At 39.1% G+C, this 24,827-nt stretch carries 25 protein-coding genes and 2 tRNA genes; 13 read left to right on the top strand and 14 right to left on the bottom strand.

What is annotated here, in order from left to right; translation table 11 throughout:
• Positions 1-50: 50 nt before the first annotated feature.
• From prc to H5079_RS03755, 7 genes are all read right to left on the bottom strand, one after another.
• Complete coding sequence (gene prc / locus H5079_RS03785) at positions 51-2,075, bottom strand: carboxy terminal-processing peptidase (protein WP_011328356.1); 2,025 nt, start codon at positions 2,073-2,075, stop codon at positions 51-53.
• Between the two features lie 26 nt (positions 2,076-2,101).
• Positions 2,102-2,740 carry an RNA chaperone ProQ gene (proQ, locus tag H5079_RS03780; protein ID WP_086998613.1) on the bottom strand — a complete coding sequence of 213 codons (639 nt, stop codon included), beginning with the start codon at positions 2,738-2,740 and terminating at the stop codon, positions 2,102-2,104.
• A gap of 15 nt (positions 2,741-2,755) precedes the next feature.
• Positions 2,756-3,034 (bottom strand): hypothetical protein, encoded by a 279-nt coding sequence (locus H5079_RS03775; protein WP_011328358.1) that lies wholly within the window; start codon positions 3,032-3,034, stop codon positions 2,756-2,758.
• On the bottom strand, positions 3,034-3,492 hold the full coding sequence (locus H5079_RS03770; protein ID WP_011328359.1) for a GAF domain-containing protein: 459 nt from the start codon (positions 3,490-3,492) through the stop codon (positions 3,034-3,036). The genes H5079_RS03775 and H5079_RS03770 overlap by 1 nt, the downstream gene beginning before the upstream one ends.
• Before the next feature lie 128 nt (positions 3,493-3,620).
• Complete coding sequence (locus tag H5079_RS03765; RefSeq protein WP_011328360.1) at positions 3,621-4,001, bottom strand: hypothetical protein; 381 nt, start codon at positions 3,999-4,001, stop codon at positions 3,621-3,623.
• Between the two features lie 167 nt (positions 4,002-4,168).
• Positions 4,169-4,259 (bottom strand) — tRNA-Ser (locus H5079_RS03760).
• Between the two features lie 101 nt (positions 4,260-4,360).
• Positions 4,361-4,451, bottom strand: a tRNA-Ser gene (locus tag H5079_RS03755).
• A 251-nt stretch (positions 4,452-4,702) separates the two neighbouring features.
• Between H5079_RS03755 and H5079_RS03750 the strand changes: the two genes are divergently transcribed.
• The 6 genes from H5079_RS03750 to H5079_RS03725 are packed head-to-tail and all read left to right on the top strand — an operon-like array spanning position 4,703 to position 7,432.
• Entirely contained in the window at positions 4,703-5,368 is a 666-nt protein-coding gene (locus H5079_RS03750; RefSeq protein WP_041454448.1) for a Bax inhibitor-1/YccA family protein, read from the top strand.
• 54 nt (positions 5,369-5,422) lie between these two features.
• The gene (tusD, locus tag H5079_RS03745) at positions 5,423-5,776 is read left to right on the top strand and encodes a sulfurtransferase complex subunit TusD (RefSeq protein WP_011328362.1); all 354 of its coding nucleotides are present in this window, start codon (positions 5,423-5,425) and stop codon (positions 5,774-5,776) included.
• Positions 5,773-6,129 carry a sulfurtransferase complex subunit TusC gene (gene tusC, locus H5079_RS03740; protein WP_041454449.1) on the top strand — a complete coding sequence of 119 codons (357 nt, stop codon included), beginning with the start codon at positions 5,773-5,775 and terminating at the stop codon, positions 6,127-6,129. Before tusD ends, tusC begins: the two co-directional genes overlap by 4 nt.
• Before the next feature lie 20 nt (positions 6,130-6,149).
• Positions 6,150-6,416, top strand: coding sequence for a sulfurtransferase complex subunit TusB (tusB, locus tag H5079_RS03735; protein ID WP_041454715.1), 267 nt, complete (start codon positions 6,150-6,152; stop codon positions 6,414-6,416).
• A 3-nt stretch (positions 6,417-6,419) separates the two neighbouring features.
• Complete coding sequence (locus H5079_RS03730; protein ID WP_011328365.1) at positions 6,420-6,749, top strand: TusE/DsrC/DsvC family sulfur relay protein; 330 nt, start codon at positions 6,420-6,422, stop codon at positions 6,747-6,749.
• Entirely contained in the window at positions 6,749-7,432 is a 684-nt protein-coding gene (locus tag H5079_RS03725) for a pseudouridine synthase (protein ID WP_011328366.1), read from the top strand. The genes H5079_RS03730 and H5079_RS03725 overlap by 1 nt, the downstream gene beginning before the upstream one ends.
• 65 nt (positions 7,433-7,497) lie before the next feature.
• Here H5079_RS03725 and H5079_RS03720 read toward each other — a convergent pair whose 3' ends face one another.
• The gene (locus tag H5079_RS03720) at positions 7,498-8,769 is read right to left on the bottom strand and encodes a sensor domain-containing diguanylate cyclase (RefSeq protein ID WP_011328367.1); all 1,272 of its coding nucleotides are present in this window, start codon (positions 8,767-8,769) and stop codon (positions 7,498-7,500) included.
• 298 nt (positions 8,770-9,067) lie between these two features.
• Between H5079_RS03720 and mnmA the strand changes: the two genes are divergently transcribed.
• From mnmA to H5079_RS03695, 5 genes are all read left to right on the top strand, one after another.
• Positions 9,068-10,168, top strand: coding sequence for a tRNA 2-thiouridine(34) synthase MnmA (gene mnmA, locus H5079_RS03715; RefSeq protein ID WP_011328368.1), 1,101 nt, complete (start codon positions 9,068-9,070; stop codon positions 10,166-10,168).
• A complete protein-coding gene (hflD, locus tag H5079_RS03710; RefSeq protein ID WP_011328369.1) occupies positions 10,168-10,770 on the top strand; it encodes a high frequency lysogenization protein HflD in 603 nt (200 codons plus the stop codon). Before mnmA ends, hflD begins: the two co-directional genes overlap by 1 nt.
• A 31-nt stretch (positions 10,771-10,801) precedes the next feature.
• The gene (gene purB / locus H5079_RS03705) at positions 10,802-12,172 is read left to right on the top strand and encodes an adenylosuccinate lyase (protein WP_011328370.1); all 1,371 of its coding nucleotides are present in this window, start codon (positions 10,802-10,804) and stop codon (positions 12,170-12,172) included.
• Between the two features lie 89 nt (positions 12,173-12,261).
• On the top strand, positions 12,262-13,407 hold the full coding sequence (locus tag H5079_RS03700) for a cupin domain-containing protein (RefSeq protein WP_011328371.1): 1,146 nt from the start codon (positions 12,262-12,264) through the stop codon (positions 13,405-13,407).
• 9 nt (positions 13,408-13,416) lie between these two features.
• Positions 13,417-13,884, top strand: coding sequence for a GNAT family N-acetyltransferase (locus tag H5079_RS03695; RefSeq protein WP_011328372.1), 468 nt, complete (start codon positions 13,417-13,419; stop codon positions 13,882-13,884).
• Between the two features lie 61 nt (positions 13,885-13,945).
• On the opposite strand, the gene H5079_RS03690 is transcribed toward H5079_RS03695, so the two are convergent.
• Together H5079_RS03690 and H5079_RS03685 are read right to left on the bottom strand one after the other, a co-directional pair.
• Positions 13,946-14,392, bottom strand: coding sequence for a DUF4826 family protein (locus H5079_RS03690; protein WP_011328373.1), 447 nt, complete (start codon positions 14,390-14,392; stop codon positions 13,946-13,948).
• Positions 14,393-14,517: 125 nt separating this feature from the next.
• Complete coding sequence (locus H5079_RS03685) at positions 14,518-15,936, bottom strand: M28 family metallopeptidase (RefSeq protein WP_086998636.1); 1,419 nt, start codon at positions 15,934-15,936, stop codon at positions 14,518-14,520.
• 199 nt (positions 15,937-16,135) lie between these two features.
• Between H5079_RS03685 and H5079_RS03680 the strand changes: the two genes are divergently transcribed.
• Positions 16,136-16,933, top strand: a complete 798-nt coding sequence (locus H5079_RS03680; RefSeq protein WP_182683463.1) for a spermidine synthase — start codon at positions 16,136-16,138, stop codon at positions 16,931-16,933.
• Positions 16,934-17,105: 172 nt separating this feature from the next.
• Positions 17,106-18,953, top strand: a complete 1,848-nt coding sequence (locus tag H5079_RS03675; protein ID WP_058373524.1) for an ABC transporter ATP-binding protein — start codon at positions 17,106-17,108, stop codon at positions 18,951-18,953.
• An 82-nt stretch (positions 18,954-19,035) separates the two neighbouring features.
• Here H5079_RS03675 and H5079_RS03670 read toward each other — a convergent pair whose 3' ends face one another.
• From H5079_RS03670 to H5079_RS03655, 4 genes are all read right to left on the bottom strand, one after another.
• Positions 19,036-20,412 carry an NAD(P)-binding domain-containing protein gene (locus H5079_RS03670; RefSeq protein WP_011328377.1) on the bottom strand — a complete coding sequence of 459 codons (1,377 nt, stop codon included), beginning with the start codon at positions 20,410-20,412 and terminating at the stop codon, positions 19,036-19,038.
• Positions 20,413-20,762: 350 nt separating this feature from the next.
• The gene (nhaD, locus tag H5079_RS03665; protein WP_182683462.1) at positions 20,763-22,199 is read right to left on the bottom strand and encodes a sodium:proton antiporter NhaD; all 1,437 of its coding nucleotides are present in this window, start codon (positions 22,197-22,199) and stop codon (positions 20,763-20,765) included.
• A 366-nt stretch (positions 22,200-22,565) separates the two neighbouring features.
• Positions 22,566-22,985 (bottom strand): MAPEG family protein, encoded by a 420-nt coding sequence (locus H5079_RS03660; protein ID WP_011328379.1) that lies wholly within the window; start codon positions 22,983-22,985, stop codon positions 22,566-22,568.
• Positions 22,986-23,225: 240 nt separating this feature from the next.
• Complete coding sequence (locus H5079_RS03655; protein WP_182683545.1) at positions 23,226-24,308, bottom strand: endonuclease/exonuclease/phosphatase family protein; 1,083 nt, start codon at positions 24,306-24,308, stop codon at positions 23,226-23,228.
• Between the last annotated feature and the right edge of the window lie 519 nt (positions 24,309-24,827).

Genomic DNA, 24,827 nt, shown 5'->3' with positions numbered 1-24,827 from the left:
GTAGCAAAAAAGGCGCAATTGCGCCTTTTTTTATAGAGGTAAACCAATTATTACTTTTTGGCTATACGCCCGTATTTAATATAGTCTTGAGTGATCAGGGCTGCTTCCTCTAAAAATGGATCCAGCTTTTCAATTACTTCCGGCACATCATCTAGGTTTTCGATTGGTTTTTCACCTAAACGCGCTAAACGCTCATTAGTACGCACTAAAGCGCGTGCTTCATTTTCATCTTTTTCTTTAATACGCTGAGCTTCTACTAACGAAATAGTTTTGCGGTCTTTCTCTTCGTTGTAGCGAGTAATGTCTTCAAATACATAATTAAACTCTGGCTCTGACTGAATACGCTGCGCATGTTGCTTATCTAAATACGTAATAATCGGTTTTAAGTCACCCATTTCTTGGTATCTAGCGCGTACTATGCTATCCCACGGCAGTGCATTATCTTGTTTGCTTTCTCCCCACTCTGCGGGATCAATTGCAGATGGAAACGAAATATCAGGAATAACGCCTTTGTGTTGTGTGCTACCACCATTTATGCGGTAAAACTTAGCAATTGTATACTGCACACTGCCAAGCTCGTTGTCGTACAGGTCGTACGCTCGCCCTAAGCCTTTGTGCTGTTGTACAGTGCCTTTACCAAAGGTTTGCTCGCCAATCACAATACCGCGACCATAATCTTGTATCGCTGCTGCAAAAATTTCAGAAGCAGATGCACTGTATCTGTCTACTAGAACAGTTAACGGGCCATCGTAGTACGTAATACCATCGCGGTCTTTCTGCTCTTCAATACGATTATTAAGAGTGTGAATTTGTACCACAGGACCTTGATCGAAAAACAATCCAGAAAGCTGTGTTGCCTCGTATAAAGAACCACCACCATTTTGACGTAAATCTATAATAACACCGTCTACTTTAGCTTCTTTTAGTTTAGCTAGTTCAACTTTTACATCTTGCGACAAGTTATTATAAAAGCCAGGTATTTCAATAACGCCTATTTTACTGGTTAAATCGGAATACTGTGCTTCAAACACTTCAGATTTGGCTGCTCTGTCTTCTAGGCGTATTTTATCTCGGGTTATTTCAACTATTTTAGGCGTACCGTGCGCATCAGCGCCTTTTAGATACTGTAAACGTACTTTTGTACCTTTAGGGCCTTTAATTAAATCAACCACGTCATCTAAGCGCCAACCTATCACATCAACAAACTCTTTACCGTCTTGGGCAACGCCAATAATGCGGTCATCGGCTTTAATTTGTTGTGATTTATCGGCAGGACCACCCGGTACTAAACTGCGAATAACGGTATAGTCTTCGTCTGGGCTTAATACTGCACCTATGCCTTCAAGCTCTAGGTCCATATCCATTTTAAATTGCTCTGCACGGCGCGGCGATAAATAAGAGGTATGCGCCTCTATACTGCGTGCAAGCGAATTCATTACTATTTGAAAGGCATCTTCGGATTTTGATTGTACTAAACGCTTTTGTGCATTTTTATAGCGCTTTACAAGTACATCTTTTATACCTTCCCAATCTTTACCGGTCATTTTTAAGCGCAGTGCGTCATATTTAACGCGCTCACGCCATATTTCATCAAGTTCGTCTTGGGTAGTTACCCAATCAGCATCTTCTCGATCAAAAAAGTATTCATCTTGTTTATCAAACGTCATCTCATTTTCAAGTAATGAAAGCGAGTAATCATAACGCTCAAAGCGACGTTTAAGGCTTAGGTTAAAAATATCAAACGTAAAGCCTAACTTGCCGGTTACCAATGCGTTATCAAAGCCATTACGATATTGCTCGAATGACGCAATATCGCTGGCTAAGAATACACTTTTATTAAAATCAAGGGATTCGATATAACGATCGTACACTTTACTTGAAAGCTCATCGTTAAATCGAACCGGTGTATAGTGTGAACGAGTAAATAAGTTAACCACTCGTTTGCTGGCTGTAGCATGTTGACTTTCTTGCTTGAGCAACGGTAAGTCTTTTAACGTAACGGCTTCAACGGCAGCAAATAATGAACCTGAAAACAGGGCAGCAACTAACGGAATGAGCGTAAACTTTTTACTCATACACAACTCCTTAATTTATTTTCAGCTTAAATAATGTATAAGCTGTCAGCTTTGGTTTTAACTTGCATACCAGTCACTAATTCAACATGAACGTCGTCTTTGTTCACTTCAGTGATTATTGCATTAACAAGTGCTTGGCCAAGTTTAACCTTAACCTTATTATTAACCTTGACCTCACTTGCTGGTAAAGGTTCAATTTTTCCTGAACGCTTAACCGGTGCGGCTTTAGCTGTTTTATCTGCTGAAGTAGCATTTTTAGCGGCATGAGCAGGTTTCTTTTTGAAAGATTTTGCATCTGCATCTGGACGCGGACGTTGCTGCTTTTTGCGTTTAGCCATTTTCGCGCGGCTTTCTTCCAATGCTTTTTGTGCATGGTCGATATGCTCTTGCTCAACTTTTTCAGCTTGATTACCATCAAGATCAATACGAAACTCTGACTTAGTCACAGCTTCTAAATAACGCCAGTTAGACGTGTATTTTCTAAGCGCTTGGCGCACTTGAGTCTTGCTTACTTTTTCAGACCCTTCAATACGCTCAGCAATATCTTTAAAAATACCGACTTTAAGCGGTTTGATACCGTCTTTTTGTTTAAAACACTGCGGGAATTCTTGATATAAAAATTCCAACACTTCGTTCATATCTTTTAGCTTGTTTGTGGTTTCCATTTTAGAACCTATTTTTCACATCTTTTCATCAAGGGACGAATCAACATAGTGTATTACCCAGTCGACCAATTCTTCGAAGTCGGCCTCAATTACAGCCATATCACCACGAAGGTGTTCCCAAATACCATTAATTGTTTCATCGATAAATTCACACTCGGCTTCGTCTGGTAGACGATCCCAAGCAATATGAATCAAATCATTGAGCGTTTCCGCTACATGTTCTTCATCGCCTTCCCAATCGCCCACATCTTGTACGGCAAAAAGGTAGTCTTGAACATTTAGCAAGTCTTTCATTATAGGCTTGCCTCTAAGCATTTTACTAATGCTTCAAGACCCGCTTGATCGTCAGTATCAAATCGGCTAATACTTGGGCTATCTATATCAAGTACAGCAAATACTTTACCAGCTTTCATAATAGGTACAACTACTTCAGAATTTGACGCTGCATCACAGGCTATATGCCCATCAAAAGCGTGAACATCTTCTATTAATTGTGTTTGTCCGGTTGCAGCGGCGGTTCCACATACACCCTTTCCTACCGGAATTCGAATGCAAGCTGGGTTACCTTGAAACGGACCAAGCACTAATTCGGTAGGTGAATCCATAAAATAAAAGCCCGCCCAATTTACATCATCTAATGAAGTAAATAACAGCGCGCTTATATTTGCCATATTAGCAATTACATTCGATTCACCGCCTATCAGCGATTGCGTTTGCTTAACTAATGACTGGTAAAAATCGTGCTTTTGCATACCAAACTACTTCTTATTAAACATACAGTAGCTAAAGGTACTCTTTGTCGTGAAAAATTGAAACCTTTTGCGGCTAAAAAAAAGGAAAATGCACGCTTTATCAGCATGCTTGCTTAATAATGCTACGATTATTTTTTTGCGGTTTTACGCAGCCCAAACAAAAACAGCCCTGCAGCAAACCCAGACATCACACTATTTATTAAAAATATCTCGCCCGTAGTAGCACTAAGTAAGTAACTAAAAATAGCGCCGCCTAATAAACCAAGCGTTAAAACCCCTGAATAATTTACTTTAGCGTACTTAAACATAAGTAAGTAACCTGGCACTACAAATGCGGCCATCGTTAACCCTACAATATGTGCGTTTGCTATTGCCGTCATCAATAATTGAAAAAATATTGATAAAAAGTCGCCACTCATAGCAAGGCCATAATAAACACCCAACATACCACCAATAATGATTGGGGAGAGTAATGAAAGCCCGACACTTTTTGCAAGTTGATGTTTCATCGTAAAATCCTTAAATATACAAACATAAGCCTCAATAATATAAGCATGCCCTAAGCGAGGTAGCTTATAAATAGAGACTATGGTCGTAATTTAAACTTACAAAACAAACGCGTTATTTTATATGAGGCACAAAAAAGCCCGCTAATTAAGCGGGCTGTTTTGTTATATGGTGGAGAGATAGGGATTTGAACCCTAGATGGGCTATAAACCCATGCCGGTTTTCAAGACCGGTGCATTCGACCACTCTGCCATCTCTCCGATACTGCTATAGTTAAAAATAAGAGTGTATTTTTAACTATTTTAAATAAATGCTTACTATTGATTTTAAAAACCATAACACCATTTATTTGTTAAATAAGTGGTGGAGAGATAGGGATTTGAACCCTAGATGGGCTATAAACCCATGCCGGTTTTCAAGACCGGTGCATTCGACCACTCTGCCATCTCTCCGCACGGCCTGAATAATAGGGAAAGCGCAGAGGTTTGTGAAGCTTTATTTTAAATTAATTGTTTAAGTGATTAAAAAACAACTAATTTGTTTAAAGTTAAAGCAAAAGTGGCCTGTATTAATTGTAATTGAACTTTTATTTAAATATTTCACTCTATTGAACTACAAAGGTTTGCCCAAACATATAAGAGTTGTTAATCTAAATTTAGTTAAATTATCGGAACTACTCAGTTTCAACCACAGGAGCTCTACAATGGCGTTTAATCAATCGTACAATACCGCTAAACCGGTAATGTCTACCATTGAAACAAACAAGGTGCTTAAAAACACCTACCTATTACTTGCTATGACACTCGCATTTAGCGCTGTTACAGCGGGTATTTCAATGGCACTACAGTTACCATACTTTATGGGATTAGTGTTCACACTTGTCTCGTTCGGCTTATTATTTGTAGTAAATAAAAAAGCAGAAACTGCATCTGGTGTATTTTGGGTATTTGCTTTTACCGGCTTAATGGGCGCAGGCCTTGGCCCAATGCTTAACCACTATGCAGAAATGCCTAATGGCCCTATGCTAATTATGCAAGCGCTGGGCTCTACCGCGCTGATATTTTTTGGTTTATCGGCTTATGCACTTAACACTAAAAAAGACTTCTCATTTATGGGTGGCTTTTTAACGGTTGGTTTAATCGTTGTTATTGTGGCAAGCATTGTTAATATTTTCATCGGTAGTTCACTGATGTTTATGGTACTTAATGCTGCTGTGGTATTAATTATGTCTGGTTTAATTTTATTTGATACCAGCCGTATTATTAACGGTGGCGAAACTAATTATATTCGCGCAACTGTGTCACTTTACCTAAGTGTATATAACTTATTTACTTCATTACTTGCTTTGCTTGGCGCAAATAATGACTAATTAAAAAGTTCTGTTAAAATAGCCCCTTAATTGGGGCTTTTTTTTGGAATAATTTTGTCGCGTTTCGTCTTGTCTTTACATACTCCACCCTCTGATCACGATACTACGCAGCGTTTAGTTAAATTTGCGCACGCTTGCTTAGCGCAAGGACACACCATAGACGCTATATTTTTATATCAGCAAGGGGTTTATCATGCTTCAAACCACTTTGATCTTCCCACTGATGAGCTACAAATTCCGATGTTGTGGCAGCAATTAGCAGATCAAAAAATTAATTTAATGTTATGTGTAACCGCCGCTGAAAAACGTGGTTTAGACATTAAACACACCAATGTGTTTAATGTTGCTGGGCTTGCTGAATTTGCCATGCTTGCTAGTGATGCCGACAAATGGATACAGTTTAAATGATTAACGTACTCGTAATGAGCCAATGCAGTCCTTTTGATGACTTGCATATTCGCGACGCCCTAGACATGACCCTCATATTTGCAGCTGTCGATCAGAATATCAGTTGGCTATTTAGTGGCCCAGCTGTACTGGCACTAAAAAAGCAACAACAACCAAATATGCTTGGTATAAAAGATTTTTTTAAAAACATTAAAACATTGGAAATTTATGACGTTGAAAATATTTACGTCTGCGAAAAGTCACTACTCGATTATGGCTTAAACAAAAATGATTTATTGTTAGATGTGCAAGCACTAAACTTTGATCAGCAAAAAGCGCTAATTAAAACCCAGCAACATGTGGTGAACCTATGAGTAACCTACAAACTAATGCTTTGAGCACCTTACATATATTTTCTAAACCACTTAGCTACTACAGCGCCAATCGATTAGAAAACCTAATTCAAGCAACTGATATTGTACTTCTGGTTGGCGATGCCTGTTATGCAGCAAAGCAGTATCGACAATTTGCCGAATCATTGTTTATTTTAGCGCCTGATGCGAGTGCTCGCGCTATAAAGCTAAATAATAACGATAAAGTAATTAGCTATGACGAATTTGTAACCCTTAGCTTATCAACCAATCAATCTATTACCTGGTAACTTATGCTTGAAATTAACAACCAACAGCTTGAAACAGACAAACAAGGTTATTTACTTGACCATACTTTATGGTCAAAAGAATTAGCGCCCATTATTGCACAGCAAGAAAACATTAGTTTAACTGAGCAGCATTGGGAAGTTATTAACTTTGTTCGCAACTTTTACCTAGAATACAACACCAGCCCCGCTATTAGAATGCTGGTAAAAGCCATGGCTAAAGCACTCGGTGAAGATAAAGGTAATAGCCTATATTTATATAAATTATTTCCTAAAGGCCCGGCAAAACAAGCGACTAAAATTGCCGGCTTACCAAAACCTGCCAGGTGTATATAATGAATAATAAGTCAGCTAATAAGCAAGAGTACACAGCTAAACCCAAACGTAATACTGGCAGAACCTATTCTCGCAGCACGCTAAAAAGCGTCGCTTCAAAAAGAGAAATAAAACCAGCAATAGCTGCACAAGATATAAAAATAGTCTTATTTAATAAGCCTTTCGACGTTTTGTGCCAATTTACTGATGATGCCAACAGAAAAACCCTTGCTGAATTTATTCCTATAAAAGAAGTTTACGCTGCAGGCAGACTCGATAGAGACAGTGAAGGTTTATTACTGCTCACCAATTGCGGTAAATTACAAAACACCCTAACCGCACCGGGTAAAAAAACCAGTAAAACTTATTGGGTTCAGGTAGAAGGTGAGCCGAGCTCAGAGTCAATTGCTGCACTATGCACAGGCGTAGAATTAAAAGATGGCCTTACATTACCCGCTAAAGTGAGCATCATCAGTGAGCCAACAGTATGGACGCGTAACCCGCCAGTAAGAGAGCGAAAACTAATACCTACAACTTGGCTCAGCATAACAATAAGTGAAGGGCGTAACCGCCAAGTTAGACGCATGACAGCACATATTGGGCACCCTACTTTGCGTTTAATTCGCTATAGTATTGGTAAGTACACCCTAGATGGCATTAAAAACGGCGAGTATAAAGTCATGACAGGTATAGAGCATACCTAACTGATGTAAACCAACTTACAATCGCTAATTTATAAGCCATTATTAACTTTAAATTAGCGTTTAAGCTATTTGCCAGGGCTTAGCGCAATACAATTACGCCCTTGGTTTTTTGCATAATAAAGAGCATCATCGGCAGCTTGAATAAATGTTAAATGATCATCACACTGATGATGATTAACAGTATTAATTCCCATGCTTACTGATAAATACCCTGTAAAGCTATCTTCATGCACAATTGCCAACATTTCAATTGCTTTTTGAATTTGTTCAGCCACAAATAGCGCCCCTTGTTTATCTGTTTGTGGTAGCAATACAACAAACTCTTCGCCCCCATAACGGGCAACAAAATCCTCTGGACGACTCACTGTGTCGGCAAGTTTTTGTGCCACAGCGTATAAGCACTTATCGCCTGCAATATGCCCGTGACGGTCGTTAAATTTTTTGAAGTTATCAATATCAATTATAATGAGTGAAAGCTGACAGTTTGCTAATTTAACACGGGAAAATTCATCAACAATTTTTTCATCAAAGCGGCGCCTATTGGCAATTTTGGTTAACGAATCTAAAAACGCCATTTCGCTTAAAATCTCATGTGCTTTAATCCGCTCAGTGGCGTCATTAAAAACAACCAAAAATTCATTACCAATATTAATACCCGATACTTGCATAATGACTTGCTCACCATTTTTGCAGGTTATTTGGTAGTCGTTTGCAGGAATATCGCCTTTATTACTTTCGGCTTGTGCAAGCGATGCGTTCCATAATGCCCGAGCAGCATTTCTTTTATCAATATCTGGGTAGGCTTTTTCCCACCAAATATCTACATTGGGCGTATCATTTATAGTAAAACCAAATACATCAATATAACGCTGGTTAACTTTTAATATATCACCCGTTTCAACGCACACATTACAAATAGGCATAGGAAGCACTGTAAATAATTTCGCATAATGGCTCAGCTCATGATTACGCATAGGGTGATGCGTGTGAGCAATTAAATACTTTTGTTGTGGGTCGTTATGTTCGTTAAGTAATTTGGCATTCATAGTCGCTACAAAATGCCATTCAACCCACCATGTTTCTAAATGCTCTAATAATGCTTTTTCTACTTTTAGATTAGGGCTCAACGACTGTTCAATTAATTTAAATAACTCAACAATAGGATGTGGCTCTTGGAAAAAAATAGGGGGAGTTATTGTGATCAATTCATCAAACAAATAATAAGCTGTTTCTTTAAGTTCACTCAACGGGTTGTTAAGCAACTCACTTATATCGGTTTTTTTTGAGTAATCTAAAATAAAAGATTTTACTTTGTTGACGTGAGAAGCATAGTTCATATATTCATTCCATTGAGTATATTAATAATAACCTTAGTTACGCTTAAATATAATACTATAAAGCAATATAAAGCTATAACTCCTCCTACTATTACACAGCTAATATTCACACTTATTTACTATTTATATTTATTTTGCTTACTGCAAATAGCAAAAACGTTTTGCTGACGCTATAAAAATAACTACAAAAGCGCTGCATTAAGGCTAAGCCTCTTTAAGCGCTGCTTAAATACATGCTATAATCGCGGCCTTTCCAAGATGTTATTAATAACAGTAATCTGTATAAGCGAAATTATTCATGAGCGAAAATAGTCACATTAAAGTCATCGTAGGTATGTCCGGCGGTGTTGATTCTTCTGTATCTGCATATTTGTTAAAGCAACAAGGCTATCAGGTAGAAGGCCTGTTTATGAAGAACTGGGAAGAAGACGACAATGATGAATATTGCGCCGCAGCTGATGATTTAAAAGACGCGCAAGCAGTTTGCGATAAACTCGGTATTGAACTGCATACAGTTAACTTTGCCGCTGAGTATTGGGATAACGTATTTGAGTACTTTTTAGCTGAATACAAAGCAGGTCGTACACCTAACCCAGATATAATGTGCAATAAAGAAATTAAATTTAAAGCCTTTTTAGAATTTGCAGCCCAAGCATTAGGCGCCGACTTTATTGCCACCGGTCACTATGTACGCCGCGAACTACGCGATGACAAATACGTTATGTGCCGCGGGTTAGATGATAATAAAGATCAAAGCTACTTTTTATACACGCTTAGCCACGAACATATTGGCCAAACATTATTCCCTGTTGGCGATATTGCTAAGCCAGAAGTGCGCCGCATAGCTGAAGAGCAAGACCTAATTACTCACGATAAAAAAGACAGCACAGGTATATGTTTTATTGGTGAGCGCAAATTTAAAGACTTTTTACAAAAGTTTTTACCTGCCCAACCTGGTGTTATCGAAGACACTGATGGTAACAATGTAGGCGAGCACGAAGGATTAATGTATCACACCCTAGGTCAACGCAAAGGCTTGCTAATTGGTGGTATGAAAGAAGGCTCAGGCGAGCCATGGTATGTAGTAGATAAAGACCTTGAGCGAAATGTACTTATTGTTGGCCAAGGTAAAGATCACCCTCGCCTATACAGTAATGGCCTTAATGCTAACCAATTGCACTGGGTTGACCGTATTGGCCCTAAAGGCACTACTCGCTGCACAGTTAAAACCCGTTACCGCCAAGAAGACTTAAGCTGTACGCTACTTGTAGGCGAAGACGGCATGGCACGCGTATTATTCGACGAGCCACAAAAAGCCGTTACTCCAGGTCAATCTGCCGTATTTTACGCAGAAGATGTGTGTTTAGGTGGTGGTATTATTGATTCGGTGATCAAATAATGAATCAACACCAAGTCATGGCGCTTGCCGCCATGTGCCAAGTTGCTAAACAAGTTCAAAAAGTTGCTCAGTACGGCAATAATAATGAACACGATTTAGAAATACTACTTTCGAGTATTATTCAAACCTCGCCGGCATCGCCAGAGGATGTATACCAAGGCACAGATAACCTACGCGATGGCTACAAAACATTATTGGCACAGCTAAGTGCTGGCGCGCAAAAAGATGTTGAAATTGTAAAATACGTCGGTGGTTTAATGCAGCTAGAACGTGCCTTGAGTGCAAACGACAAAAGCTTAAACGAATTAGGTAAACGTATTGATGACATTCATCGACGTTTAGATCATTTTGCTATAACCGACGAGAGCGTTGTCGCCGGTTTAGCGGATATATACTCAACGGTGCTAAGCCCCCTTGGGCACCGTATACAGGTTTATGGTAAACCTGAGTTACTAAAGCAGCAGCTCACTCAAAATAAAATCCGCGCATTATTATTAGCCGGTATTAGAAGTGCAGTTTTATGGCGACAAATGGGCGGTAAACGCCGTCACTTTTTCTTTGCAAAAAGAAAAATAATCGCCATTGCTAAAGCAAAAATTTAATTATCGTTCAAACTAAAATTTAGGAGTTATTATGGAGCTTTCAGCGTTAACGGCTATCTCTCCAGTGGATGGTCGCTACGGCAGCAAAACCACTGAACTACGCAGTATTTTCAGCGAATTTGGGCTAATCAAATACCGCGTAACCGTTGAAGTGCGTTGGTTGCAAGCGTTAGCTGCAGCGAGCGATATTAAAGAAGTCCCTGCATTTAGCGAACAAGCTAATGCATTACTAAACGCCATTGTTGATAACTTCAGCGAAGCTGATGCACAGCGCGTTAAAGATATTGAACGCACAACAAATCACGACGTTAAAGCGGTTGAATACCTTCTAAAAGAAAAAGTAGCCGATAACGCAGAACTACATGCAATTAACGAATTTATTCATTTTGCATGTACCTCTGAAGACATTAACAACCTATCTCATGGTTTAATGCTAACTGAAGCACGCAATAATGTATTACTACCATATTGCGATCAGTTACTTAGCGCAATTAAAGAAAAAGCGATTGAGTACAAAACAATCCCTATGATGACACGTACGCACGGACAACCTGCTACACCGTCTACTATGGGTAAAGAGTTTGCTAACGTTTACATGCGCTTAAAACGTCAACGCGACCAAATTGCACAAGTAGAAATGCTAGGTAAAGTTAACGGTGCTGTAGGTAACTACAACGCTCACCTTAGTGCATACCCAGATTACGATTGGCACACACATGCAGACAAATTTGTATCAAGCCTAGGTTTAACTCTAAACCCGTTTACTACACAAATTGAACCGCATGACTACATTGCTGAGCTTTTTGATGCTATTGCCCGTTTTAACACAATACTGCTCGATTTTGATCGTGACATGTGGGGTTACATTGCCCTTAATCACTTTAAGCAAAAAACCATTGCTGGCGAAATTGGCTCATCAACAATGCCACATAAAGTTAACCCTATTGATTTTGAAAACTCAGAAGGTAACTTAGGTTTAGCAAATGCTATTTTTTCTCACCTTGCACAAAAGCTGCCTGTTTCTCGCTGGCAACGTGATCTTACCGACTCAACGGTATTACGTAACTTAGGTGTAGGTATGGGTTATGCACTTATTGCATACCAATCAACACTTAAAGGTGTAAGTAAGCTTGAAGTAAACGAGCAACGTTTATTAGAAGAGCTTGATCAAAACTGGGAACTGCTAGCAGAGCCAATTCAAACAGTTATGCGTAAGTACGGTATCGAAAAGCCATACGAAAAGCTTAAAGACTTAACCCGTGGCAAACGTGTAAACCAAGAAATAATGGCAGACTTCATCGATGGTTTAGACCTTCCTGAACACGCTAAAGTAGAAATGAAAAAACTAACACCTGCTAATTATATTGGCCGCGCTGTTGAGTTTATTGATGATTTAGTTTAATAACTAAACTAAAATCAATGAAAAAGCGAAAGGTCTCCTTTCGCTTTTTTTGTTTTAATACCACTTGCACTAATTTGTAGGGCCACTGTATGTATCAATTAAAAATAAATGACTTATCAGAGCAAGAGTTTTTAACTCAGTTCTGGCAAAAAAAACCACTCTTAATTAAACAAGGTTTTAGTAATTTTCAAGACCCGCTTGATGCGAATGAACTTGCAGGCCTTGCAATGGAAGACAGCATAGAGTCGCGTATTGTTACTAATCATAATAATGAATGGCAATCGCACCAAGGGCCGTTTGAAGACTTTGAACAGCTTACAGAGCAACACTCTACTTTATTAGTACAAGCGGTTGATCATTGGCATAACGATGCAGCACAGCTGCTAGAGCCGTTTCGATTTATCCCAAACTGGCGCATAGATGATTTAATGATCAGCTATTCAACGCCTGGCGGTGGTGTTGGCCCGCATTTAGATCAATACGATGTATTTATTATTCAAGGTGAAGGCAAACGCCATTGGCGAGTAGGCCTGCCAGATCCTAGCCTTAAACAATTCACCCAAAATAAAACATTATTGCAAGTAGAAGCGTTTACTGCGGTTATTGATTGTATTTTAGAACCCGGCGATATTTTATATATTCCACCAGGTTGCCCGCACGAAGGTTATGCCGTAGAAAACGCCCTTAATTATTCGGTGGGTTTTAGAGCGCCAAATCAACAAGATTTACTCTCTAGCTTTGCCGATCATATTATTGATACCGAAAGCGGACAAAAGCGTTACACCGACCACAACCTTACATTAAGAGAGTCTAAGGGCGAGCTGAGCGATACTGAGGTTGATAAAGTAAAAGTGCTAATGCAGGCATTACTAAACGACCACACCTTATTTAAACAATGGCTTGGCACAACTTTAAGCCAACCAAAGCACGATATGGACTTAATGCCTGTTGAGCAACCGTTTAATGCGGCGCAAATAGCCGATGCAATAAACAGTGACGACATAAGCTTTGAACGCCTAGGTGGAACGCGTGCTATATATCAGCAAACAGCTGATGAATTATTAGTAAGTGTTAACGGAGAAAACTACTCTGTACCAAATAGTGACTTGAATGCTGTTAAGTTACTTACTGATTTTACAGGTTTTAATGCGCAACAGCTAAAAAACACGGCCCCGAGCCTAGTTTTTATTGAAATATTCACTACACTAATTAATGAGGGTATTTGGTTCAATTAGAGGTGTATTATGGACTACCGGGTAGAACAGGTCGATTGGCACAGCCAAAAAGCGCTACTGCAGCAAATAAGAGAGCGTGTATTTGTTTATGAGTTACATATTCCTAAACATATTGAATTTGACAACCTAGACCCACTTGCCCAACATATTCTTGTCACCTGTATTACCAACGACACACAGTCTCCTGTAGCCACAGGCAGGCTGTGTAGCGATGGCCTTATAGGCCGTATAGCTGTATTACCCGCCCACCGCAATCGCAATGTTTACAAATCCCTACTTAACTTTATTGTTGCACTTGCTGCAGAGCAAAATATTGAAGTACTGAGTATTAACTGCATTTTAGAAGAAGTTGAATTATTTAAACAAAATGGCTTTAGCCAACAAGGCAATGTATTCATGGAGGCTGGCATTGCAAAGCTACGAATGCAATGCCCTGTTACCAGCTTTGAAACTCGTCCATTTACGTTAACGCATTAAAAAGCGAGCTACAATAAATAAAGTAGCTCGCTTTTTAATTTGTTATACAAACATATTAAACTTATTTAGGCTCGTTAGCCCACAGTTGTTCATTTTCGTGCATTTCGTATAAACCATGGGCACGATTGATCAGTAAATTGGCAAAATCAACCTTGGTTTTATCACTCGCCCCTGTTTGCATTATTTGATCAGCTTTTAACTGCCATTGCAGTGAAAAATAACGTATTGCATCGCGAGCATCTTTTGCAGCACTCACTTCAGCATGATCAGTTGGTAAACGACCGGTAATTACCCAATAGTTTTTACCGTTTTGCGCCTTAAATTTCCATAGAGCACAAAATGGGGCTAAAAAACGACTGTCTTTTTCAATCAACGTTTTAGGCATAATGCCTTTTTCAGCTAAATGCTTTTGTGCGTTTTGAAAGCATTCACGCTGCCATAATATATTTTGCTGCTCTACTTGAGCTTGTTCTTGTGCTGTTAACGGTTTTTTTTCTTGTTGTGTCATTATTAATAACCTTTTACTTCTTTTTTAACACTTTAAGGGCTTAACAAATAAGGTGCAAGTACAAAAATAGTATTTTTTGGCCTCAAACCCGCTGTTTGCCTGGTTTTTAGCCAAATTTATAAGCTTTACTTAACTATTTTAATATTATGATCGAATGAGCCCACATCCCCCGGAAATACCACCGGCGACTCAATCCCCTCTTTATTGATGGCTGCAACACCAAAATAGTAATTATCAATTACTACATTGTTAAGCGTAGCTTGAGTAACCTTACCCACGGTTTTACTAAACTGCCATTGTGGCTCGCTAGTATAACGCCAATAAATACGATAACCGGTTATATTATTATCTTTAGATGCCTGCCACGACAAACGCGTATTAGCCGTTACCGCACCCGCTATTTTCACGTCTTTAGGTGGGGCTGGAGCCCACGCCATTGACGCTAAACTTACAGCATTAAGTGCAGTTAATTTAGCCGCATAGTCAAAATCAACACCTTTGATCGTATCACCATATTCAATGCCGTTTTCAATGCGTAAGTCTTGATGCTGGCGATCGTAATGCTCGTTTGTTTCCATAATGCGCACTGCAGCAAAGCCCGCGTCATTAAAAGGTCTATGGTGCCCACCTCTACCAAATCGGTCTAACCGATAAACTAACATAGTATTTAAATTAGCAATGTATCTGTCGGCAATGGTATCTATGTAACGCGCCAAGTTACGACTAGCTGAGTCAACCTCGCCCCCCGTAAAGCGCCGCGTTCGTGCTTGCTCTTTAGTTTCTATTACGCGCGTACCTTCAGAAAATATCCGCGCTGTGGTGTTATCGGTTACGCCATTAACCCCGGTAATATTGCCTATCATGTCGTTGTTTAGTACTGCGTGTACTTGCCAGTCGTGTTTTTGCGCATAAGCGGTTAAAATTTTACCACCAAATAAACCCTGCTCCTCGCCCGACAGCGCCGCGTACACCACAGAGCCATTAAATTTATGTTTACTCAATACGCGCGCCGCCTCTATTACGCCCGCCACACCAGAGGCGTTATCGTTAGCCCCTGGCGAGTCGCTAGTAAAATCCATCACATCGCTTACGCGTGAGTCTATATCGCCCGACATTATTACCATACGGTTAGGCTCGCTTATACCGCGCTGAATAGCGACAATATTAACCACTTCGGTTGCATCAGGAATTCGCTTTTCACCCGATATAGTGTCTTTTACCTCAATAATCTCTAGGCATCCGCCGCATTGTGCTGATATTTTTTCGAACTCTTGTTTTATCCAGCGCCTTGCTGCACCAATGCCACGGGTTTCCGATTTAGTGTCTGATAATGTATGGCGCGTACCAAAATCCACCAGCGTTTGAATATCGCCACCAATACGCTGCGCTGAAATATCACCGGCTATAGCATGCAATTTTTGTTGATCAGTGTATTTAATCTCGCCCGCTGCCAATGCTTGCGAAGTTAAACCCACAAAACAAGCAGCTGTAAGGGTACTCACGCTAAGTAATTTTGTTGTTATTTTAAAAGGTGTTTTAAGCATTTATAGCTCCTTATTTTTATTATAATCACCATTACGCAAGTAAGCTTATTGCGCAATACTTTTGCGGTAGGCACCACAAAAAAGTAAGCTAGAGTACAGGTTAAAGGTTTAATTAAGCCAAATAATTAGCAACTACAATATTTAGTAATATAGTTATTTTATTTATGCCACACTAGGGTTTTTATTTATTAAAAACTTTATGCGCCAATTAAAAAACGATACCAAGCTCAGTAATCAAATCTATCATGCCGACAGTAAGTTTGGTCCGGTACGCGTTTATCAAAATGAAGATTATAGATGGCTCACTTTTAATAACGATCCGCCGCTAGGCTCTACCCTTCAAGGAGTAATGAGCAAAGCCCGGCCTGAACTATTATGTGTACCAATATATCAAAGCATGTTGTTATTTTTATTAGCCCCGGTTAGTGAGCTACGTATTTTAAATTTGGGCTTAGGCACTGCAGCAATAGAGCGCGCACTTAAACACATTGAATCTAGCCGCCGTAATTTAATTGATACGTTTGAAAGTGTAGAAATAAACCCTGATGTTATAAGTATCGCTAAGCAATTTTTTAAATTACCCAGTGATCATACTGTGCACCAGCAATGTGCTCAGCAATTTATTAGTCAATGCACTCAACAATACGACCTAATTTACATAGATATATTTAGTGGCGAGCACCACCAAACGTTTATTCAAAGCGAGTCGTTTTGGCACGCCATTAACCACTGCATTAATAAAAGCGGCCAGGCAATTATTAACCTAAACTCCAAAACAGGGCAAGAATTACAAACCACTTTAGTATTGTTACGCCATTACTTTAACTGTATTGCACTTATAGAGTTTTTTGAATACAAAAACATTGTACTTATACTAAGTAACCTGTCGTTAAAGCATATAACGGTAGAGGCAATACAAGCCTCAACAGTAATGCAAAGCATAGCGCCAAACTTGCATAGCAATATAAATACTATTTACCATATAGAAGCAAAATAAAACTTAATGGGGCTGTTCAATAACGGCTGATAATAGCAATCTTAGTATTGTTTTAATGCTTACTAATATTAATTATACCTTAGGGTATGAGTAATTAAGCCTCTACTAAGCTGCATTTAAAAACACAAAAATGCTATGATAGCTGCAATTACTTGCCATTTAAGCTATTAAAATGTATCGACTATTTGAGCGCATTACTAAGCCGTTCCCACAAGATAAGCCAACGCAACCACCTAACACGCTGCTTGCGTTTTGTCTTCATTACACCAAAGGCATGGGGCTGTCGCTAGCACTACTCTCGTTAAGTGCCGCCTTGCTCGCTATTTTAGAAGTATCGCTATTTAGCTATATGGGTCAACTAGTTGATTGGCTGGCAATTTATACACCACAAACACTCTTTGTAGAGCAGCAGTCCGAGCTGACAAAAATGGCCCTTATGCTCCTTGTGGTGCTGCCTGTAGTGGTGTTTTTTCATTCTGCAATTTTGCACCAGGCATTACTGGGCAATTACCCCATGTCGATTCGCTGGTTAGCACATAGATATTTATTGCGCCAAAGTGTTAGTTTTTATCAAAATGAATTTGCCGGACGCATCGCCACCAAGGTATTACAAACCTCTCTGGCTGTGCGCGAAGCTGTAACAAAACTACTCGACGTATTAATGTACATAATCGTTTATTTTGGCTCTATGTTGTTTTTAGTAGCCGAGGCCGATTGGCGCTTAATGTTACCCTTACTTGTTTGGCTTGTTTTGTATATTTGCATTCAACTTTACTTTGTACCGCGTCTTAAAAAAGTGGCTACCTCACAAGCCGATGCCCGCTCAGAAATGACCGGCCGCATTGTCGACAGCTACACTAATATTGCTACCATTAAACTATTTTCGTACACCCAACGCGAAGAAGAATACGCAAAACAAAGTATGGATGTTTTTTTACAGCCGGTGTACAAGCAAATGCGCTTAGTTACCAGCCTCAACTTTGTTATTCAAACTTTAAATTACTTATTAGTGTTTTCGGTCACTGCGGTATCACTTTACTTGTGGTCGCTAAGTGCCATTAGCGCAGGAGCAATTGCCGTTGCGGTAAGTTTAGCCCTTAGATTAAACGGTATGGCGCAGTGGATCATGTGGGAAATAAGCAGCTTATTTGAAAATATTGGCACCGTAGCCGATGGCATGCAAACCCTCTCTAACCCAATTGCAGTAGCCGATAAACCCAATGCCAGCACTCTTAACGTTAGCCAAGGTGCAATTGAATTTAACAATGTGCACTTTAACTACGGCAAAGCAGCGAGTGAAACGCTGCGTGGCCCAGTTATTAACGGTTTAAACTTAAATATTAAAGCCGGTGAAAAAATTGGCTTAGTGGGTCGCTCTGGCGCGGGTAAATCAACGCTAGTTAATTTACTACTACGCTTTTACGACACCGACTCTGGCAGTATAAAAATTGACGGCCAAAACATTACCGATGTGAGCCAAGAAAGCTTACGCCGTTACATTGCCATGGTAACTCAAGACACTTCCCTGCTGCACCGCTCAGTAAAAGACAACATTTTATACGGCAGACCAGATGCCACTGAAGCCGAAATGATCGATGCCACCAAGCAAGCTAAAGCGCTAGAGTTTGTAACCGACTTAGTTGATAGCAAAGGTAATAAAGGCTTTGACGCGCAAGTAGGCGAACGTGGCGTTACCTTATCGGGTGGGCAGCGCCAACGTATTGCTATTGCGCGCGTACTGCTTAAAAACGCCCCTATTCTCATACTCGACGAAGCCACCAGCGCGCTTGATTCAGAAGTAGAAGCCGCTATTCAAGCAAGTCTTGATGATTTAATGACAGATAAAACAGTAATTGCTATTGCTCACAGGCTATCAACCATAGCGCAAATGGACAGGCTTATCGTACTTGATAACGGCGGTGTTGTTGAGCAAGGCACACATGATGAGTTAATAGCTAAGAATGGGATTTACGCTGCACTTTGGGCACATCAAACAGGTGGGTTTATTGGCGTTGAATAGTTTTTTTAAGTATTAACAACAAACTTAAAATATTAAACCATAACGAAAAATGCGTTATGGTTTAATATTGTTTTATTACGTGCTAGCTCGCTTTACTTTTTTCTATGGTGTGAGTAGCCGATAATTCTAAAAAGTATTCTAATGAATCATCAAGTACATCTAACCACGGCACAGGAAGCTCAGGTGCCAAGGTGTTTGTTAAAGTAGAGCGATACGCTTTTTCTCTAAAACACATAATGTCTTGTTGTTTATCTTTTTGCCATTCTTTGAGAATATCTGCCTGTTTTTCAACTGCAAATTCAGGGTAATCTGTGGCATTAGTTAAATCACGAATATACGCTGCTTGATAATCAATAGAGCCTTCAACATTCGTTACTTCATCGTACTTAGCTAACCAATTTTTTTCATCTTCTTGTCGTGCTGCTAATGCTGGTATTTTTATTCTGTCTAAAATTTCGTCGCGTACATACCATGCTTGCGCATCAAACATATTAAAAGTGAAGTACTGATCTTGCATGCCTAAATAAACTAACTTAGGGTTTGGCTGCCAAAAAACACCCTTATACAAGTTTGCCGGATACAAACAGTTATGTGTTTGTAAACGTAGTTCGTCAGGTAAAAATGGAAAATGAAATAAATACCCAGTACACATAATCACAGCATCAAAGCGCTTACTAGTGCCATCTATAAAATGCGCAACGTCCCCTTCAAAGTGGGTCACAAGTGGCATTTCTGCAATGCCGTCTGGCCAATTATAGCCAAGTGCTTTAGTACGGTAGCTTATAGTTACCGATTTAGCGCCATACTTATAACACTGCGTACCTATATCTTCGGCAGAATAGCTACTGCCTATAAGTAAAACTTCTGAATCTTTAAATTCTAGCGCATCTCTAAAGTCATGAGCATGTAATACTCGACCAGAATACTCTTCTAGCCCTTCAAAATAAGGCATGTTTGGTGTAGAGAAATGACCTGTAGCAACAATAACATAATCAAACTCATTCACTTCCTGCTCGCCGGTTTTATGGTTCATAACCGTTACAGTAAACATTTGTGTTTCGTCGTCAAATGTAACCCAACGAACCGGGCACTCAAAGCGAATGTATTTACGAATATCTTGCTTGTTAATACGCCCCATTATGTAGTCTTTAAGCACTTCACGAGGGGGATACGAAGGAATAGGTCTACCAAAATGTTCTTCAAAAGAATAATCAGCAAATTCTAAGCATTCTTTTGGTCCGTTAGACCAAAGATAACGATACATACTGCCATGTACCGGCTCACCATTTCTGTCTAGCCCAGTGCGCCATGTATAGTTCCACATGCCACCAATATCATTTTGTTTTTCGTAACAAACAACTTCCGGTAAATTCTCAATACCGGCTAAACGAGCTGCTTCAAATGCACGTAATTGTGCCAAACCGCTTGGACCTGCGCCCAAAATAGCAATTTTTTTCATTATAAAAGTCGACTCCTAATAGCTAATACGAGCCTTACTATAACATTTTTTCATGCAAATTATTTGCCACAATAAAAATAAATCCTTTTTTATAACATTTACCTTCAAAAAAACATAAAATAAATCAATATTTTATTAACCAGCCGTCTATTATCACCGTAACTTATTTGGCTTAAAAAATTTAATCAGTAAGCACTCAGCCATTAGTTTATAACGGCTTAAATTTAAGTAATAAAAAAGCGAAGATGCTGTTTATGCTCCTTCGCTTTTACTACCATTAAATACTTAAATTAAAGCTTTATAGTATTGTTACTGTGATAAAAAATAGCTTATAGCGTTTGCTGGTATCTTTAAAATAATGATGCGTTAAGCCATAAGTGCAGTATTATGCTGGCCCCGTAACCTAACGCAATCACAGGCGTCCACTTTAGGTGACCAAAAAAAGTATAGTAGCCGCGTGCTTGCCCCATTAATGCCACTCCCGCAGCCGAGCCAATCGAGAGTAAACTACCGCCTACCCCCGCAGTTAATGTGATCAGCAACCATTGCCCATGCGACATTTCAGGATCCATAGATAATACCGCAAACATAACCGGTATATTATCGATCACTGCAGAAATCACCCCAAGAAAAACATTTGCCGTTGTAGTAGACCAATTGCCGTATAGCATCTCAGACATAAAGTTTAAATAACCTAAAAACCCTAAGCCACCCACGCACATAACAATACCGTAAAAAAATAATAACGTGTCCCACTCTGCCCGTTGCACTCTACTAAATACGTCAAATGGTACAACACTGCCTAGTTTAGCTAATCGTTCTTGATCGCCCAACTGCTCTGCATGCGCTCTTTTACGAGCCAGTGATCCTGGTAAAGTCATTCTTAAAAAATAACCAAAAAACTGTAAATAGCCTAGCCCCATCATCATACCTAATACTGGTGGCAGGTTTAAAAAGCTATGGCAAGCAACGGCAGTGGCTATGGTAAGTAAAAACAACACTAATATTCGCACTGCGCCGCGTTTTAGCTCAACCGCTTCGTATTGTGCGGTTGGGTGCTTATCGGCAACATAAAAGCTCATAATGGCTGCGGGCACTAAGTAATTAACTAAAGCAGGTAAAAACAGCACTAAAAACTCGTTAAAATGCACCAATCCAGCTTGCCACACCATTAGCGTGGTTATGTCGCCAAAGGGGCTAAATGCGCCGCCCGCATTAGCCGCAATAACAATATTAATACAGCTGATGTTTATAAATGGCTTATCACCTTCGGCAACTTTCATTACCACTGCACACATTAATAACGCGGTGGTAAGGTTGTCGGCAATCGGAGAGATAAAAAATGCTAAAAAACCGGTTATCCAAAATAAATTTTTATAGTTAAAGCCTTTACGGATCATCCAAGCGCGCAATGCATCAAATACTCCTCTTTCTTCTAACGCATTTATGTAGGTCATAGCGACCAGTAAAAAGAGCATAAGCTCAGCAAACTCAAGTAAATTATGCCTAAATGCAGTTTCGGTAAGTTCAGTAATATCATGGCTAACGTAATAGGCACCTATTAATATCCAAATTAATCCTGCTGCAACCAATACTGGTTTCGACTTTCTTAAATGTAGCTTTTCCTCGAGCATAACCACGGTATAAGCAATAAAAAATATACCAATACACAACCAACCAATACTCGATGATGTTAAATCTAACTGCCCTTGCGCAGCCCAAACTGGCGAGCAAAAAAACAACATAGCAATACATACTATGTTGAACCCCCGTAGCAAACTCTTCATTTTACATTTCCTGTTTTAATTACATAAATCAGCTGGCTTTAATTACAATAAAGCAATTTATCTGCTTTATTGATACGCATTTTGGTGAGTATTTATTGGTTATTATTTTTTCACCACAATAAAATAGCACAGCATTACCAAGTGGCTATTGTACTGAGGTCTATATATGCATAGATGGTTGCTATATTGTAAATAGAGTGTGTGAATGGTGGTTGTGCAAGCTTTGACATTTATAGATTAATTATTTAAAATTCAATTGGTTATATTGTTTTTATTTAGTGCTGCGAAAGTAGTTTACAAAAAAAGCGAAGTTGCTATGTAAGCAACTTCGCTCTTGGTTAATTGTTGTTTGTTATTTAATTTGTATTAGGCAATTAACCTTAAACCTACCATTACTAGCATCACAACATTGGCAAGTACGCCAATTAAAAAGAAGTAGCTACGTGGGCTAGGATTTTTATTAGTAGCAATTGCGTAGTACAGCACCATATGAATTAATCGCGCAATAACGTATATCCATACACATAGTGCAAATATTGGGCTTTGATAATTTATTACAAAAGCAAACAACACTGTTCCTATAAATAACGCACTATTTTCAAGGGTATTGTGAAAAGTACGGTGTGCTCTAAATATAAAACTATCGTGAGATAAATCGTCACTTATTTTACCCGGCACTGCATTAGGCTGTTTTGCTTTGCTAAAAGTTGCTACCGCCCACTGTACAAGCAACATAATTAAATACAGGTAAAACGCCAAATACGCCGAAAGTGCAATATTAGTCATAGTTAATTTCCTTGTTTTTATTAAAGATTATCAATTTTTAGATGTTTAACATTAATAACAGGCAAGTTTTAGGCCGAGTTTAATTATTTGATAGTTATACAAATAATTAAAGCTATCGTTTAAACTCAGTAATTTATTCCGACGTTTTTACATAAAAGCACTTAATACTTAAATTAAAAACCGTAAAAGTAATATTGTTAAACAAATATTATTAGCAATATTAATCATTAAAATTATAGCCTACGACCTCAAAGTTAAAGTAACTATAACCACCCCATGGTCGGTACTTAAATCGTCTCGCTCAAATACTGGGTTAATTAAATGCCGATCGTAAGTGTTATAGTCACTTACTTCAAAAAAGCTATCATGGTAGCTGGCATCAAATTCACTAGACAATAAAATATAGTCAAGCACTGAACTGCTCGCGCCATAATAATGGGTTGGCGTGCGTGGAGTTGCTGGCTTAGCCACATTATTTGTATCACCTTGCTCAATTACAACACTCGCTATATCACTATCAACACGCAAGTCGTCTGTTGGTGCTTGTGGCTCAGCACTTGCCAATTGCGACTTTGTAAATAAGTCCCATGCATCATTTAAACAATATTTAGCAAGGTAAGTTTTAGCGTCAAAAGCAGAGGCAAAACGCAGTGTATTAGTAAGCATGTGGCTTAACACACCATCAGCTATGCTGTTATTAAAGTCGCCCATTAAAATCATAGGCTGCTGCGTAGCTTCGCGGCGCGCAATCATTTGTATCATTAATAATGTGGCTTCGCTGCCGCGCTGAATAGTTGATCCCCAGCCACCCGCTACATTCGCTTTTAAAATCTCAATTATGTTCTTTTCGGGCGAAAGTGCTTTATTGTGCTCATCAACCTCAATCATTGGGCGTTTAGATTTAAAATGCACCACATAACAATCGGTATTACCTATGTGCGGCAAAGTTACTGTGGCTCTTAATACCTTGCGGCTAAATGTAAAATCAGCACTAAGCCCAAGGGTAGCTACAAGTTCATTATCGTGCTGCACCGCAGCCACTTCAACAATAGGATATTTTGCGGCAATTGCCACTACGGGGCGTTTATAAATAAAGTCGTCAATCACCTCGGGCGTATCTACCACTGCAAAGTGCTCATAACCTTGCCCACGTACTAATTCTTGTAACGACTCAATACTAAACACTTCCTGAAAACCAATCACATCAGGTGCGTGCTCTGTTAAATAATCAATAACCCACTGCTGCTTTTTAGCCCACTGTTGCGCGGTATAAATTTTCTCAAACTCATAGTATGCATTGGGCGGCTCAAGGTAATTAAACAAGTTAAATGTGGCTATTTTTAGTTGAGTGTTTTTTATCAAAAGAGGTTCCACTGCTGTACATTTTAAAATAACAAACATCGCTGAGTTATTAGCCCTAATGCTTGCTTAAATGAATACGTAAAAGTATGTAATAACAGTATACCCTATTGCTTATCGTTTTTAAGGCTTTAGGGGGGTGTTCAAAACCTGTGCTATTTCAGTAAATTAGTAAAAACAAGATCATACATGGTAAATCAATTCAATTTCATACATCAAACAATAGCATTACAAATTTAGCTGCTTACGTATTCGTACGCTATATTTTTACCCTTGAGTATCGCTACGCGCTATTAAAACCAAAAACCCCCTCATCTTTTACAAATACCTCCAAAAAGCACAGTGCCTATTTTATTACTGCTTTATTATGTTTGTATGCAATGAGGTTGCAGTAACAACCTTTAAAACTACGCATTGAATAATTCTCAACTTACTATTTTAGCCCTTTATTTAGGCTATACTGCCCTTTCCATTACCAACAAA

It is taken from the genome of Pseudoalteromonas sp. SG44-5 (genome assembly GCF_014164175.1).
Classification (GTDB): domain Bacteria; phylum Pseudomonadota; class Gammaproteobacteria; order Enterobacterales; family Alteromonadaceae; genus Pseudoalteromonas; species Pseudoalteromonas nigrifaciens.
The sequence above is the reverse complement of the archived record's forward strand: the minus strand, read 5'-3'. Positions and strand labels throughout refer to the sequence as shown.

Excerpts from the sequence above, each read along its gene's own strand:
- prc (WP_011328356.1), bottom strand. The coding sequence starts at position 2,075 with ATGAGTAAAAAGTTTACGCTCATTCCGTTAGTTGCTGCCCTGTTTTCA.
- proQ (WP_086998613.1), bottom strand. The coding sequence starts at position 2,740 with ATGGAAACCACAAACAAGCTAAAAGATATGAACGAAGTGTTGGAATTT.
- H5079_RS03775 (WP_011328358.1), bottom strand. The coding sequence starts at position 3,034 with ATGAAAGACTTGCTAAATGTTCAAGACTACCTTTTTGCCGTACAAGAT.
- H5079_RS03770 (WP_011328359.1), bottom strand. The coding sequence starts at position 3,492 with ATGCAAAAGCACGATTTTTACCAGTCATTAGTTAAGCAAACGCAATCG.
- H5079_RS03765 (WP_011328360.1), bottom strand. The coding sequence starts at position 4,001 with ATGAAACATCAACTTGCAAAAAGTGTCGGGCTTTCATTACTCTCCCCA.
- H5079_RS03750 (WP_041454448.1), top strand. The coding sequence starts at position 4,703 with ATGGCGTTTAATCAATCGTACAATACCGCTAAACCGGTAATGTCTACC.
- tusC (WP_041454449.1), top strand. The coding sequence starts at position 5,773 with ATGATTAACGTACTCGTAATGAGCCAATGCAGTCCTTTTGATGACTTG.
- H5079_RS03730 (WP_011328365.1), top strand. The coding sequence starts at position 6,420 with ATGCTTGAAATTAACAACCAACAGCTTGAAACAGACAAACAAGGTTAT.
- H5079_RS03725 (WP_011328366.1), top strand. The coding sequence starts at position 6,749 with ATGAATAATAAGTCAGCTAATAAGCAAGAGTACACAGCTAAACCCAAA.
- H5079_RS03720 (WP_011328367.1), bottom strand. The coding sequence starts at position 8,769 with ATGAACTATGCTTCTCACGTCAACAAAGTAAAATCTTTTATTTTAGAT.
- mnmA (WP_011328368.1), top strand. The coding sequence starts at position 9,068 with ATGAGCGAAAATAGTCACATTAAAGTCATCGTAGGTATGTCCGGCGGT.
- hflD (WP_011328369.1), top strand. The coding sequence starts at position 10,168 with ATGAATCAACACCAAGTCATGGCGCTTGCCGCCATGTGCCAAGTTGCT.
- purB (WP_011328370.1), top strand. The coding sequence starts at position 10,802 with ATGGAGCTTTCAGCGTTAACGGCTATCTCTCCAGTGGATGGTCGCTAC.
- H5079_RS03700 (WP_011328371.1), top strand. The coding sequence starts at position 12,262 with ATGTATCAATTAAAAATAAATGACTTATCAGAGCAAGAGTTTTTAACT.
- H5079_RS03695 (WP_011328372.1), top strand. The coding sequence starts at position 13,417 with ATGGACTACCGGGTAGAACAGGTCGATTGGCACAGCCAAAAAGCGCTA.
- H5079_RS03690 (WP_011328373.1), bottom strand. The coding sequence starts at position 14,392 with ATGACACAACAAGAAAAAAAACCGTTAACAGCACAAGAACAAGCTCAA.
- H5079_RS03685 (WP_086998636.1), bottom strand. The coding sequence starts at position 15,936 with ATGCTTAAAACACCTTTTAAAATAACAACAAAATTACTTAGCGTGAGT.
- H5079_RS03680 (WP_182683463.1), top strand. The coding sequence starts at position 16,136 with ATGCGCCAATTAAAAAACGATACCAAGCTCAGTAATCAAATCTATCAT.
- H5079_RS03675 (WP_058373524.1), top strand. The coding sequence starts at position 17,106 with ATGTATCGACTATTTGAGCGCATTACTAAGCCGTTCCCACAAGATAAG.
- H5079_RS03670 (WP_011328377.1), bottom strand. The coding sequence starts at position 20,412 with ATGAAAAAAATTGCTATTTTGGGCGCAGGTCCAAGCGGTTTGGCACAA.
- nhaD (WP_182683462.1), bottom strand. The coding sequence starts at position 22,199 with ATGAAGAGTTTGCTACGGGGGTTCAACATAGTATGTATTGCTATGTTG.
- H5079_RS03660 (WP_011328379.1), bottom strand. The coding sequence starts at position 22,985 with ATGACTAATATTGCACTTTCGGCGTATTTGGCGTTTTACCTGTATTTA.